Here is a 13,398-nt window from a genome sequence, read left to right as displayed (position 1 = left end):
CCCGGTGAAGTAGGGCTCGGGCGGGGGCGTCCGGGCGGCCGTGAACCGGTGCCGCCGGTACGCGAACGCGGGCCCGCGGTGCCGGGCGGTGCGCTTGACACAAAAATCGAACATCCATTCTTATGGAGGCGCCGGTGAGCCTCTGGATGGGGATTTCGACTCGGTTTTCCGGGAGAAGTTGCCCAAGTTGTCCACAGGCAGGACGGGCGTCGGGGCGCATTGTCAGTGGCAGGCGTTAGCGTCTTTGACGTGAAGCGATCGACTCAAGCAAACCGGGTGGAACCCATGGCAGCTACCGACCGCGAGAAGGCTCTCGACGCCGCGCTCGCACAGATTGAACGGCAATTCGGCAAGGGCGCCGTCATGCGCATGGGCGAGCGGTCGAGGGAGCCCATCGAGGTCATCCCGACCGGGTCGACCGCGCTCGACGTGGCCCTTGGCGTCGGCGGCCTGCCGCGCGGCCGAGTGGTGGAGATCTACGGACCGGAGTCCTCCGGTAAGACGACTCTGACCCTGCACGCGGTGGCCAACGCGCAGAAGGCCGGCGGCCAGGTCGCCTTCGTGGACGCCGAGCACGCCCTCGACCCCGAGTACGCGCGCAAGCTGGGCGTCGACATCGACAACCTGATCCTCTCCCAGCCGGACAACGGCGAACAGGCGCTGGAGATCGTGGACATGCTCGTCCGCTCCGGCGCGCTCGACCTCATCGTCATCGACTCCGTCGCCGCGCTCGTCCCGCGCGCGGAGATCGAGGGCGAGATGGGCGACAGCCACGTGGGTCTGCAGGCCCGCCTGATGAGCCAGGCCCTCCGGAAGATCACCAGCGCGCTCAACCAGTCGAAGACCACGGCGATCTTCATCAACCAGCTGCGCGAGAAGATCGGCGTGATGTTCGGCTCCCCGGAGACCACGACCGGTGGCCGCGCGCTGAAGTTCTACGCGTCGGTGCGTATCGACATCCGCCGCATCGAGACCCTGAAGGACGGCACGGAGGCGGTCGGCAACCGCACGCGCTGCAAGGTCGTGAAGAACAAGGTCGCCCCGCCCTTCAAGCAGGCCGAGTTCGACATCCTCTACGGACAGGGCATCAGCCGTGAGGGCGGCCTGATCGACATGGGTGTCGAGCACGGCTTCGTCCGCAAGGCCGGCGCCTGGTACACGTACGAGGGCGACCAGCTCGGCCAGGGCAAGGAGAACGCGCGCAACTTCCTGAAGGACAACCCCGACCTGGCCAACGAGATCGAGAAGAAGATCAAGGAGAAGCTGGGCGTCGGTGTGCGTCCCGAGGAGCCCGCAGCCGAGCCGGGCGCGGACGCCGCGAGTGCCGCACCCGCACCCGCGGCCGGGGACGCGGCCAAGTCGGTGCCCGCCCCTGCGGCCAAGGCGGCCAAGACGGCCAAGGCCCCGGCGGCCAAGAGCTAGCCCGTGACACGACGAACCGACTGGGCCGAGGACGCCCCGCCCGTCGCCCCGCAGGGCAGGGGGAACCGGGACGGCGGAGGGTCGATCGGGAGCGGTGACACGGCCTACGGCGAGCTGCGCGATGACGCGGATGCGCTCGGCGAGGGCGCTTCGCGCGGTGACGGCCGTGCGCGCGGGGGACGCGGGCGAGGGCGGCGGCGCGGTTTCGGGGAACCGGCCGGCGACCCACAGGACGGAGGTCCCTCCTTCTCGTCGAGGGCCGAGGAGGGGGAGCCCCCGGGGGACCCGGCTGAGCGGGCGCGGGCTATCTGTCTGCGCCTGCTCACCGGGGCCCCGCGCACGAGGAAGCAGCTCGCGGACGCCTTGCGCAAGCGGGAGGTCCCCGAGGACGTGGCGGACGAGGTCCTGTCCCGGTTCGAGGACGTCGGCCTGATCGACGACAGTGCCTTCGCGGACGCCTGGGTGGAGTCCCGGCATCACGGCCGGGGTCTGGCCCGCCGGGCGCTCGCGCAGGAGCTGCGGACGAAGGGCGTGGACTCCGCGCTGATCGACGAAGCGGTGGGCCGGCTCGACAGCGAGCAGGAGGAGGCCACCGCCCGGGAACTCGTCGCCCGCAAGCTGCGCGGGACCCGTGGCCTCGACCGTGACAAGCGCCTGCGCCGCCTCGCGGGCATGCTCGCCCGCAAGGGTTACTCCGAAGGCATGGCGCTGCGTGTGGTCCGCCAGGCGCTGGAGGACGAGGGGGAGGACACGCAGGGGCTGGAGGACGACGCCGGACTCTGAACCCGAGCGGCCACGCCCGTGACTCCCCCTGGACCCGGGGGAATTCGGCAGGTGCGGCCGGTAGCGCCGAGGGTGGGGGCGCGGTCTACGCCGTGACCGGCAGCCCCGCCGCCTTCCAGGCCTGGAAGCCGCCCACCAGATCCGTGGCGCGGTGCAGGCCCAGTTGGCGCAGGGACGCGGCGGCCAGGCTCGACGCGTAGCCCTCGTTGCAGACCACGACCACCCGCAGGTCATGGCTTGTGGCCTCGGAGGCGCGGTGACTGCCCTGCGGATCGAGACGCCACTCCAGTTCGTTGCGCTCGACGACGAGGGCGCCGGGGATCAACCCGTCGCGGTCACGCAGAGCGGCGTACCGGATGTCCACGAGCAGGACCTCACCGGTCCGCGCGGCCTCGTACGCATCCGCCGCCACCACGCGGTCGAGGCCCTCGCGGACCCGTTCCAGCAAGTCGTCGATGGCCACGGGAGCTTTGGGTACGGAAGTCACTGCCAGTCCTCCGGGCGTTCGACCTGCTCCAGACGCAAGATCTGACCCGTGCGACTGTAGCGGCGGATCTGCGGCAGGGGCGGGTAATAGGCGTGGACAGAGACCGCGTGGTGCCCGGTGGACTCATTGAGTACCTCGTGCACATGATGCTGCCCGAAGGCGCGCCCCGTTCCGGCAGGCAGCCGCCGCTCCCGGTCCACCCCCTCGGTGAGCTCCAGGGTCTTCCATCCGTCGCAGGGCAGCCGGGCCGCGAGAGAGTTCTCCGTGAGTTCGCCCGAAGCGGTGACGAAGGCGCCGACCGAGTCGGCGTGGTCGTGCCATCCGGTGCCGGTGCCCGGGGGCCAGCCGATCAGCCAGGCCTCGCTGCCGCCGGGGCCCTGGAGGCGTACCCAGGTGCGCCCTTCGGGGTCCAGGGGGAGCGAGGCGATCAGCTGCGCGTCGGCGGCCGCACGACGGGCGAAGTCGAGCAGGTCGGCCTGGGTGGGGGCAAGAGAAGGGGCGGGAGCGGGGGCGGAGGGGGAGAGAGACAACGGGCACCGTCCTGATGGTTCGCGCGGGGGCGCGCTGCCGTAAGGACATGGCGCGCGCGGGTGAATTCGGCGAGGTCAGAAGGACGGACGACACACGCAGCCCGCATAGCGGACGAGGTCCATATGGACCCTCCGCCACAGGCGCACACAGGTGTCGGTCACGAATCGGAGTAGACCATGGCGTTTCCGGCCGGTCAACTGATAGTCACTATGTGGACCCCGAGGTGACAGAGCGTCCGGGACGACGGTTCGCGACCGCGGGGACCGGTTCCGACCCTCAGCCCATGCCTGCCGCCGCCTCCGTCTTCGCCGGGCCGCCCAGCGTCGCCTCCGCGGCCTGATACAGCTCCGCCGGGCGCACCCCGCTGAGCGCCGTGACCAAGTGGCCGTCGGGCCGGACCAGAAGGACCGTGTGCGGAGCCGCGCCCGGATAGCTCTCGGCGACCAGCAGTTCCGCGGTGTGCGGCAGGGCCGTCACCGCCGCTGCCAGCCGAGGCATGATCCCGGCCGACACCCAGTGCTTGCGCTCCCACACGCCGGTGCCCGGCGCGACGAGCACCACCAGCAGAGCCCCGCGCCCCAGCCGGTCCCGCAGCCGAACGAAAGAGCCGTCCTCGGCGGTCACCCGCACATCCACCACCGGCGCCCCGGGCTCGGTACCCACCGGCGTCACCGACTCGGACGGCGGGGGCGCGAGCGGCGAGTTGCCGTAGGTCCCCGGAGCGCCGAGCACGCCGCGTCCCAGATGGCCGTCCGCGAGCAGTGCGTCGTGGCCGCGGGCGGAGCCTGGCACGTACGTACGCAGCCCCCCGCCGCCGCGCAGCACTGGCAGTGCCTGGTCGGCGGCGCGCAGCCGGGCCGCGACCGCGGCGCGACGCTCCGCCTGGTAGCTGTCGAGCAGTGCCTCGTTGGGGCCGTGATGCCAGACGAGCCCGAGCTTCCAGGCGAGGTTGTCGACGTCCCTCAGGCCCTCGTCCAGACCCTGCGTGCCCAGCGCGCCGAGCAGATGCGCGGCATCCCCGGCGAGCAGGACCCGGCCGGCGCGCCAGCGACGGGCGAGCCGGTGGTGGACGGTGTGAACGCCGGTGTCCAGCAGGTCGTAGGCGGGTGTGGTGCCCCCGTGCCAGCCCGCGAGGGTCTCCCGGACACGGGTCACCAGCAGTTCGGGGGTGACCAGGTCCTTGCCCGGCGGCAGCAGCCAGTCGAGGCGCCACACACTGTCGGGCAGGGGGCGCGCGATGATCTCTCCGCCCGAAGGGCCCGATGCGCGCCATGGCGGCGTCCGGTGCAGCAACGCCTCGCCGGGCCAGGGAAGTTCGGTGCGCAGCGCTGCCACGGCATGACGCTCCACGGCGGTGCGGCCCGGGAAGCGGATGTCCATGAGCTTGCGTACCGTCGAGCGCGGCCCGTCGCAGCCGATCAGAAAACTGCCGCGCCACCAGGTGCCGCTCGGCCCGCGCGTGTGCGCCGTGACACCGGACGGCTCCTGCTCGATCGAGTCGAGCCGGCTGTCGGCGGCGACCTTGACGAGCCGTTCGCCCGCGACGGCCGCGCGCAGGGCGCCGGTGAGCACATGCTGGGCGATGTGCAGGGGGGCGGGACCCCCGGCGAGGACGGGCTCGCCGACCGGGCCCGTCGGGCTCTCCGCGGGGCCGTACCCGCCTGCGCGCTCCCGCTGCACCCCGGCCGGTTCGAACACGATCTCGCGCATCACCTGCTTGCGCCGCATCGACCGCCATCCGGTCCAGCGCAGTCCGTATTCGCTGAGCGGCACCCCGGTCAGCCGTTCCATCAGCGCGGCGGTGTCCTCGCGCAGTACGACGGTGCGAGCGGCCCGCTGTTCGTCCTTGCCCGGGCCCTCGTCGAGGACGACGGACGGCACCTCCTGGCGCGCCAGCGCGAGCGCGAGCGAGAGCCCCACGGGTCCCGCGCCGACGATGATCACCGGGTCCACGGTGTGGCGCCCCCTGCCCGTGGCGGTGTCCCGTGGGACGCCTGTGAACAGGAGATTGGAGCAGGGTGCACGATCACAGAACGTATGCAACCTATTGCCACTGCTTGCGTCAAGCCACGGTGGCTGCCGCGTCGCTGACGGTGCTTCAGTCGGTGACGTCCTCAGGCGGGCGGGGTCGCGATGTCGGTCTGTCCAGCGATGCGGACGGCGTGGATCCGATGGGCGGCGCGCAGTTTGACGCACAGGGTGTGGACGTGGTCCTTGACTGTCTCCCGACCGAGGTGAAGGGCTCGAGCGATGGTCGATGACGCCGATCGCAGACCGGCGGTGCCCCAGTCTTGTCCGAGGGGCAGGCGGCGAAGACCCGATCCGGCAGGTCTCCGCGCGGCCGGCCCTGTCCGAGTACTGCCGGTGCACAGCGTCCCGGGACGTCTCAGCGTCCCGGGACGCACCGTCCTGCACATGCTGGCTCCGCGGCTACTTCACCGTGCGGTCCGCAACGCCGTCGGCCGGGCCGATGGGCCCTCCGGCGACGTCGAGCACTCCCGGCTGCTCGGCCGGCTCAGCCGCCGCCGCGACGGCGACACCGGTCTTGGTACGACGCCCCCGCCGTTCGATCCAGGTCGCGAGCGAGGAGAGTGCGAGGCACATCGCGATGTAGATCGCGCCGGAGACGATGACCACCGCTGTGAACGGGTTCTCCCCGTTGACGATGATGTTGGAGGCCATCGTCCGAGTGGCGAACAGAAGCTCCGTGTACGTGATGACGTAGCCCAGTGAGGTGTCCTTGAGGGTGACCACCAGCTGGCTGATCATCGTCGGGAGCATGGAGCGCACCGCCTGCGGCAGCAACAGGGTCGTCATCACCTGGTACTTGCGCAGACCGAGCGCGTAGGCTGCCTCGACCTGTCCCCGGGGCACGGCGTTGATGCCGGCGCGGAACACCTCGGCCTGGACGCTGCCGTTGTAGACGGACAGACCGATGACGAGGCCCCAGAACGCGGTGTTGTCCCCGACCGTGCCGAGATCGTTCTTGTAGGTGAGGAACACCACCCACAAGGCGTAGATGGTGATGAGCAGCGGGACGGCCCGGAACAGCTCGATGAAGCCGGTCGCGAACCAGCGGACCGGCCGGTGCTCCGACAGTCGCGCCACGGCGAGCAGTAGCCCGAGCACCAGGGACAGCGCGCCGGCCACGGCGAACACCTTCAAGGTGGTGAGAACGCCGTCGCGGATGTTGGTGCGCACGCCCGCGTTGTTGAAGATGTTCCAGATCTTCGGGTCCAGCTGGCCCTTGGCGTCGAGCCGGTACACGACGAAGGCGAGCAGGGCGACCAACGCCAGCGCACCGAGCACCGTGAAGACGCGGTTGCGCACGCGGGCCTTGGGGCCCGGCGCGTCGTAGAGAACGCTCGCGGTCATCGTGCGACCTCCATGCGTCGCTCCAGCAGCCGGAACAGGCCGCTGATCGAGAAGGTGATGACGAGGTAGCCCAGGGCCACCCACACGAAGATCCAGGCGATGGCATAGCCCTGGTCGCTCAGTGTCTTCTGCCAGCCGAACAGCTCGGTGACGCTGAACGCGCCCGCGATCGCCGAGTTCTTGGTCAGAGCGATGAAGATCGAGCTCAGCGGCGCGATCACGGTGCGTGTCGCCTGCGGCAGGACGATCAGGCGCAGCGTCTGCGAGAAGGTCATGCCGAGGGAGCGGGCGGCCTCCGCCTGGCCGAGGGGCACCGTGTTGATGCCCGACCGCACCGCCTCGCAGACGAAGGCCGAGGTGTAGAAGCTCAGGGCCAGCAGCGCCTTCGTCCACGGGTTCATGCCCGGCACGAAGATGACCGGGACGACGAACCACGCCACGAGGAAGAGCAGCGTCAGAGGGGTGTTCCGGAAGAGGGTGACCCACGCGGTGCCGAACATCCGCAGCGGAGGGACGGGGGAGACACGGAACCCGGCGATGATGACACCCAGCACCATCGCGAGGAGTCCGCTGGCCAGGGTCAGCAGTACGGTGCCTATGAACCCTTCGCGGAAGTCCGCGAGATGGTCGAGCAATACGTTCACGGGGAGGTCCTCGTGGCGGTGTTCGGGCAGGGAAGGCCGCCTCCGGGGCGGTGCGCCGGACGGCGTCGCCGGCACGGGCCGACCGGCCGCAGCGGACCCGCTGGGTGGTGGGTCCGCAGCGGCCGGCTCGGTCGACGCCGGGCCGGCGTCTCAGCGGTGCGTCAGTACCGGTTGACGGCCGGCGGCTCCGAGTACGGGGAGCCGGACAGGCCGAGCGTCGCCTCGTACGCCTTCTTGTAGTCGTCGTTCTTCTCGTGCTTCTCCAGCGCGTCGTTCACGGCGTCGCGCAGAGCCTTGTCGTCCTTGTTCATGCCCACGCCGTACGGCTCCTCGGTGAACGGCTTGCCGATCACCTTGAGCTTCGTGGGACGCTGCGCGGCATAGCCCTTGAGGATCGCGTCGTCGGTGGTGACGGCGTCGACCTCGCTGTTGAGCAGCTGCTGCACACACTCGGAGTACTTCGACAGCTCGACGGTCTTCGCGCCGTACTTGGGCTTCTTGATCTCCTGAAGCGGCGTCGAGCCCTTGATGGAACAGACCGTCTTGCCCTTGAGCGAGTCGGGACCCGTGATGCCCGTCTCGTCCTTGCGTACGAGCAGGTCCGCGCCGGCGTGGAAGTACGGGCCCGCGAAGCCGACCTGCTTCTTGCGCTCGTCGTTGATCGTGTACGTGCCGACGTACAGGTCGACCTCGCCCTTGGAGATGGTGGTCTCACGGACGTTGGAGTCCACGGTCTTGAACTCGATCTGCTCGGGCTTGAAGCCGAGGTCGGCGGCGACCATCTTGGCGATCTCGATGTCGAAGCCGGAGCGCTTGCCCGTCGTGTCCTCGAAGCCCAGGAACGGCTGGTCGTTCTTGGCGCCGATGACGAGCTTGCCGGCCTGCTGGGCCTTCTTCAGCGTGGGGGAGTCGATCTTCACGTCGGTGGCGACGGCGTACGTCGGCAGCTTCGGCGCGTTCGCCCCGGTGCTCTCGCCGGCGGGCTGGTCACCGGCGTTTCCGGACTCGCCGCCACAGGCCGTCAGGGCCAGTGCGAGGGTGGCGAGGACCGCCGCGGGGACGGACTTGCGGAACTTCATGGGTGGACATCCTTCGGGTCGGCAGGTTGGGCGTTGCGCGGAACCGGGCACACGAGGGCACCGGAGCCCGCGGCGGCGATGGGTCGGTGTCAGTGGTGCAGGATCTTCGACAGGAACTCTTTGGCCCGGTCGCTGCGCGGGCTGCTGAAGAACTGGTCCGGCGCGGCCTCTTCGACGATGCGGCCGTCGGCCATGAAGACCACCCGGTTGGCGGCCGAGCGGGCGAAGCCCATCTCGTGGGTGACGACGACCATCGTCATGCCGTCCCGGGCGAGCTGCTGCATGACCTCGAGGACCTCGTTGATCATCTCGGGGTCGAGGGCCGAGGTCGGCTCGTCGAAGAGCATGACCTTGGGGTCCATCGCCAGCGCGCGGGCGATCGCGACGCGCTGCTGCTGGCCGCCGGAGAGCTGCGCGGGGTACTTGTCCGCCTGGGCGCCCACACCCACCCGGTCGAGCAGGCCGCGTGCCTTCTCCTCGGCCTTCCGCTTCTCCGTTCTGCGGACCTTGACCTGGCCCAGCATCACGTTCTCGAGCACCGTCTTGTGCGCGAAGAGATTGAAGGACTGGAAGACCATGCCGACGTCGGCGCGCAGCCGGGCCAGTTCCCTGCCCTCCTGGGGCAGCGGCCTGCCGTCGATCAGGATCTCGCCCGAGTCGATGGTCTCCAGGCGGTTGACGGTGCGGCAGAGAGTGGACTTGCCGGACCCCGAAGGCCCGATGACCACGACGACCTCGCCGCGGGCGACGGTCAGGTCGATGTCCTGGAGCACGTGCAACGCGCCGAAGTGCTTGTTGACGCCCCTGAGAACGACGAGTTCGTCGGTCGCGGCCACCGAGTCCTTGGCCACCGATACTTCGGTCATGTGCTGACTCGCTCCGTCCTCGCTCGGTTTCGGAGGACAGTAGTGATGCCGTGCGACCAGCGTCATTACATCTGAGGGAGATCTGAGCATCACGATCCGGTAGCGGCCGGGCACGAACCGTAGTGGCCGCGCGCCGGGCGCGTACCGGCTGGGTAACGGAAGCCGCCCGCACCCCGAACCCTCTTGACGGCGTCCTTGTTCATCGGCGTGACTGCCTTGGTGCATGCACGCGGGTGCACGCGTTCGCGTGGATGACGCTTTCCAGTACAAGGCGAGAGCACGTTCTTGTACAGGCGGGAGCGAGGGGACCGCGAAGCCGAGAAACCGGAGGGGGCCGGATGAGACTGCTTCTCGTCGAGGACGACAACCACGTCGCGGCCGCCTTGTCCGCGGTGCTGGCCAGGCACGGTTTCGAGGTCACGCACGCCCGCAGTGGCGAGGAGGCCCTCCAGGCGCTGGTGCCCGAGGGCGCCGGATTCGGCGTCGTGCTGCTCGACCTCGGTCTGCCCGACCAGGACGGCTACGAGGTCTGCGGCAAGATCCGCAAGCGCACCAGCACCCCGGTGATCATGGTCACCGCGCGCTCCGACGTCCGCTCCCGGATCCACGGCCTGAACCTCGGCGCCGACGACTACGTGGTCAAGCCGTACGACACCGGGGAACTGCTCGCGCGGATCCACGCCGTCAGCCGGCGCACCCCGCACCTGGACGACACCGGCGCGACCGAGACCGCGCTGCGGCTCGGCCCGGTGCACATAGAACTCCCCAATCGCCGGGTCAGTGTGGACGGTTCCGTGATCCAGCTGACCCGCAAGGAGTTCGATCTGCTCGCCCTGCTGGCCCAGCGGCCCGGCGTGGTGTTCCGCCGCGAGCAGATCATCAGCGAGGTGTGGCAGACCAGTTGGGAGGGAACCGGGCGCACCCTCGAGGTGCACGTCGCCTCGCTGCGCTCCAAGTTGCGCATGCCCGCGCTGATCGAGACCGTGCGCGGCGTCGGGTACCGGCTCGTCGCCCCGGCCGCATAGCGGGGACAGGTTGGGCGCACGACTGCTCCCGCTGCTCATCGTCCTGATGGCGGCCGTGCTGCTCGCGCTCGGCGTGCCGCTCGCGGTGAGCCTCGCCGCCGCGCAGCAGCAGCGGGTCGTCGTCGACCGCATCGACGACACCGCGCGCTTCGCGGCCCTCGCCCAGTTCGTCACCGACCGGCCGGGCAACGGCCTCCGGGTGGGCGGCGACAGCCCCGACAGCGGCGACGGCGACACCAGGGACGAGCGCGGCGAGACCCTGCGCAAGGAACTCGCCATGTACTACGGCGTGTACGGCATCCGGGCCGGTGTCTTCTACCGGGACGACGTGCCCATGGCCAACGCGCCGGAGGACTGGTACCTGCCCAAGACGGGCGACGGCCGCGACGCCTTCAACGAGGCCCTCCTCGGGCGCCGCAGCCACGACCCCCGGCAGGTCTGGCCCTGGCAGCGCGCCCGGCTGGTGGTCGCCTCGCCGGTCATCCGCGACGGCGACGTCATCGCCGTCGTCGTCACCGAGTCGCCCACCGGGCAGATGCGGTCGAGGATCCTGCACGGCTGGCTGTTCATCGGTGCCGGTGAGATCGCCGCGATGCTGCTCGCCGTCGGCGCGGCGCTCCGGCTGACCGGCTGGGTGCTCAGGCCGGTGCGGGTCCTGGACGCCACGACCCACGACATCGCGACCGGACGCCTCAAGTCGCGTGTCGCGGCCGCGGGCGGACCGCCTGAACTCAGGCGCCTGGCCCGGTCGTTCAACGAGATGGCGGACAACGTCGAGGAAGTCCTCGAGCAGCAGCGGGCCTTCGTCGCCGACGCCTCGCACCAGCTGCGCAATCCGCTCTCCGCGCTCCTGCTGCGTATCGAGCTGCTCGCTCTCGAACTGCCCGAGGGCAACGAGGAGATCGCCTCGGTCCGCACGGAGGGCCGGCGCCTCGCCCAGGTCCTGGACGATCTGCTCGACCTGGCGCTGGCCGAGCACGCCGAGGCGGACCTGAGGCTCACCGACATCGGCGCCCTGGCCGCCGAGCGCGTCGCGGCCTGGGACCCGGCCGCACAGGCCAAGGGCGTACGGCTGACCGGGAACTGCCCGCCCACCACCGCCTGGGCGGACCCCGTCACCCTGTCCAGCGCCCTGGACGCGGTCATCGACAACGCGGTGAAGTTCACGCCCGAGGGGGAGTGCGTCGAGGTGGAGGTCACGGCCGTCGGCGACACCGCCTCGGTCGTGGTCACCGACGGCGGGCCGGGACTCAGCGACGAGGAACTCGTCCGGGTCGGCGATCGCTTCTGGCGCAGCGCGGCGCATCAGAACATCAAGGGGTCGGGGCTCGGTCTGTCGATATCACGGGCGCTGCTGGAGGCGGGTGGGGGTTCGATCGCGTACGGGCGTCATGTGCCGCACGGACTCAAGGTGACGGTGAGTGTGCCGCGGACGGTGGACGGCGAGGCGTCGTGAGGGTCCCGGCTCGGTCGGCTTCGAGGACGCGGCCGATGCGGCCGCGGCGGGGGTCCGCAGGCGCCGGGCCACCGTCCGCTTCGCCGTACGCGTGGGGTGCCCGGGGGCGAAGGCTACGGCTTCACCGACTCGTAGTACCGCCGCGCGCCCTCGTGCAGGGCCAACGGGTCCGTGTAGATCGCCGTGCGCAGGTCCACCAGCTGGGCCGCGTGGACCTGCGCGCCGATCCGGTCCCGGCTGTCGATCACGGCACGGGTGAGCTGCTCGGTCAGGCCCGGGTCCATGTCCTTTCGGGTCATGAGGAGGTTCGCGACGGCCACGGTCTGCACGGCGGAGCCCTGCTGGGCGTCCGGGTAGGCGTCGGCGGGCATCACCGAGGCCCGGTAGTAACGTGAGGCGCCGCCCTGTGCGTGCAGTTTGGCCACCAGATCGGTGCTGATCGGCACCAGACGGATCGCGAAGTGCTTCGACAGTTCCGTGATCGCGCCGGTGGGCAGCCCGCCGGACCAGAAGAACGCCTCGATCCGGTGCCGCCTGAGCAGGTCGGGCATGGTCCCGATGCCGTCGGACAGGGGTGTGATGTCCTTCTTCGGGTCGAGACCGGCCGCCTCGAGCACATGCTCCGCGATGAGTCGTACCCCCGACCCGCCCGGGCCGATGGCGACCCTGCGCCCCTCGAGATCCGCGACGGACCGCACGGTCGACGAGCGCGGCACCACCAGGTGCACATAGTCGTCGTACAGCCGTGCGCAACCGCGCAGCCGGCCGGCCCCGGCCTTGTGTTCCAGCTTGTACGTCTCCACCGCGTCGGCGGCCGCGATCGTGAAGTCCGCCGAGCCCGTGGCCACCCGTCGCACGTTCTCCTGGGACCCGTCGCTGTTCAGCAGCCGGACGTCCACCCTCGGCAGGTCCTTGGCGATCGCCTGCTGCAGCAGGGTGCCGTACTTCTGGTAGACGCCGGTCGGGGTGCCCGTACTGAAGGTGACCGTTCCGCTCGGGGACTCCTCGCCGATCGGCAGCAGCCACCACAGCAGCAGCCCGAGGGCCGCGAGAGAGGCCGCCGAGCCCAGCAGCGCGCGGCGCCGGCGGATGCGGGGGAGTGGCGTGAACATGCGCGCGATCCTGCCAGTCCGGGGGCGCCCCTGACCAGGGCGGCAGACCACGGGCCCACGGGAGCGGGCCGTGGCAGCGGGTAGGGTCGCCGGATGCACCCATCGCCCGCCTCCCTCGTCCGTGAGTTCCACCGCGCCTTCGGGCTCGACGCCCGTGCCGTGCCGACGGAGGTCTCCCCGGAGCTGGCCGCGCACCGCGGGGAGCTGCTCGCCGAGGAGGCCGCGGAGGTCGCCGAGGTGTCCGTCAGCGGACCGCTCGACCGGCTGGCGCACGAACTGGCCGACCTCGTGTACGTGGCCTACGGAACGGCCCTCGTGCACGGTATTGACCTCGACGCCGTCATCGCCGAGATCCACCGCGCCAACATGACCAAGATCGGCCCGGACGGCACGGTCTCCCGCCGGGCCGACGGCAAGGTCCTCAAGGGCGACCACTACCGGGGCCCGGATGTCTCGGAGGTCCTGCGGCGCCAGGGCTGGACGCCGCCCGCGCAGTCCTGACGACCGGTTTCCGGCGCGCTTACGACGACCGGACCGGGTGGCGAGCCGATACGGCGAGCCCCTGTCGGACCCGTCGGCCCGCCGTCCACAGCCGCCTAGACTGAGGCGACCCGTACG

14 protein-coding genes are annotated in these 13,398 nt (G+C 70.6%); 5 read left to right on the top strand and 9 right to left on the bottom strand.

The window, feature by feature from the left end:
* The first annotated feature begins 285 nt into the window (after positions 1-285).
* Together recA and recX are read left to right on the top strand one after the other, a co-directional pair.
* Positions 286-1,422 carry a recombinase RecA gene (gene recA / locus ABZ904_RS03950; protein WP_359397960.1) on the top strand — a complete coding sequence of 379 codons (1,137 nt, stop codon included), beginning with the start codon at positions 286-288 and terminating at the stop codon, positions 1,420-1,422.
* A gap of 3 nt (positions 1,423-1,425) precedes the next feature.
* Entirely contained in the window at positions 1,426-2,205 is a 780-nt protein-coding gene (recX, locus tag ABZ904_RS03945; RefSeq protein WP_359397958.1) for a recombination regulator RecX, read from the top strand.
* Between the two features lie 85 nt (positions 2,206-2,290).
* Here the strand turns inward: recX and ABZ904_RS03940 are convergent, their stop codons facing one another.
* The 8 genes from ABZ904_RS03940 to ABZ904_RS03905 all read right to left on the bottom strand — a co-directional run bounded on the left by ABZ904_RS03940 (position 2,291) and on the right by ABZ904_RS03905 (position 9,187).
* Positions 2,291-2,692, bottom strand: coding sequence for a rhodanese-like domain-containing protein (locus ABZ904_RS03940; RefSeq protein ID WP_361820965.1), 402 nt, complete (start codon positions 2,690-2,692; stop codon positions 2,291-2,293).
* Positions 2,689-3,222 carry a cysteine dioxygenase gene (locus tag ABZ904_RS03935; protein ID WP_359397954.1) on the bottom strand — a complete coding sequence of 178 codons (534 nt, stop codon included), beginning with the start codon at positions 3,220-3,222 and terminating at the stop codon, positions 2,689-2,691. Before ABZ904_RS03935 ends, ABZ904_RS03940 begins: the two co-directional genes overlap by 4 nt.
* Before the next feature lie 75 nt (positions 3,223-3,297).
* A complete protein-coding gene (locus ABZ904_RS03930) occupies positions 3,298-3,369 on the bottom strand; it encodes a putative leader peptide (protein WP_318658241.1) in 72 nt (23 codons plus the stop codon).
* 130 nt (positions 3,370-3,499) lie between these two features.
* Entirely contained in the window at positions 3,500-5,176 is a 1,677-nt protein-coding gene (locus tag ABZ904_RS03925) for an FAD-dependent monooxygenase (protein WP_359397952.1), read from the bottom strand.
* A 477-nt stretch (positions 5,177-5,653) separates the two neighbouring features.
* Positions 5,654-6,598: an amino acid ABC transporter permease gene (locus tag ABZ904_RS03920; protein WP_359397950.1), complete on the bottom strand. Its 945-nt coding sequence runs from the start codon at positions 6,596-6,598 to the stop codon at positions 5,654-5,656.
* The gene (locus tag ABZ904_RS03915; protein ID WP_360989513.1) at positions 6,595-7,242 is read right to left on the bottom strand and encodes an amino acid ABC transporter permease; all 648 of its coding nucleotides are present in this window, start codon (positions 7,240-7,242) and stop codon (positions 6,595-6,597) included. The genes ABZ904_RS03920 and ABZ904_RS03915 overlap by 4 nt, the downstream gene beginning before the upstream one ends.
* Positions 7,243-7,403: 161 nt before the next feature.
* A complete protein-coding gene (locus ABZ904_RS03910) occupies positions 7,404-8,321 on the bottom strand; it encodes a glutamate ABC transporter substrate-binding protein (protein ID WP_359397946.1) in 918 nt (305 codons plus the stop codon).
* An 89-nt stretch (positions 8,322-8,410) separates the two neighbouring features.
* Positions 8,411-9,187 (bottom strand): amino acid ABC transporter ATP-binding protein, encoded by a 777-nt coding sequence (locus tag ABZ904_RS03905; protein WP_359397943.1) that lies wholly within the window; start codon positions 9,185-9,187, stop codon positions 8,411-8,413.
* Between the two features lie 338 nt (positions 9,188-9,525).
* Between ABZ904_RS03905 and ABZ904_RS03900 the strand changes: the two genes are divergently transcribed.
* Entirely contained in the window at positions 9,526-10,212 is a 687-nt protein-coding gene (locus ABZ904_RS03900) for a response regulator transcription factor (RefSeq protein ID WP_359397941.1), read from the top strand.
* A 10-nt stretch (positions 10,213-10,222) separates the two neighbouring features.
* The gene (locus ABZ904_RS03895; RefSeq protein WP_359397939.1) at positions 10,223-11,668 is read left to right on the top strand and encodes a HAMP domain-containing sensor histidine kinase; all 1,446 of its coding nucleotides are present in this window, start codon (positions 10,223-10,225) and stop codon (positions 11,666-11,668) included.
* Positions 11,669-11,781: 113 nt separating this feature from the next.
* Here ABZ904_RS03895 and ABZ904_RS03890 read toward each other — a convergent pair whose 3' ends face one another.
* Positions 11,782-12,780, bottom strand: a complete 999-nt coding sequence (locus ABZ904_RS03890; RefSeq protein WP_360989519.1) for a TAXI family TRAP transporter solute-binding subunit — start codon at positions 12,778-12,780, stop codon at positions 11,782-11,784.
* Positions 12,781-12,873: 93 nt separating this feature from the next.
* Between ABZ904_RS03890 and ABZ904_RS03885 the strand changes: the two genes are divergently transcribed.
* Positions 12,874-13,281, top strand: coding sequence for a MazG nucleotide pyrophosphohydrolase domain-containing protein (locus tag ABZ904_RS03885; protein ID WP_359397935.1), 408 nt, complete (start codon positions 12,874-12,876; stop codon positions 13,279-13,281).
* The last annotated feature ends 117 nt before the right edge of the window (positions 13,282-13,398 follow it).

Origin of the sequence: Streptomyces sp. NPDC046900 (assembly GCF_040644975.1) — a bacterium.
Lineage (GTDB): Bacteria > Actinomycetota > Actinomycetes > Streptomycetales > Streptomycetaceae > Streptomyces.
Note: the sequence above shows the minus strand (reverse complement) of the source record. Positions and strands in the feature narration are given on the sequence as shown.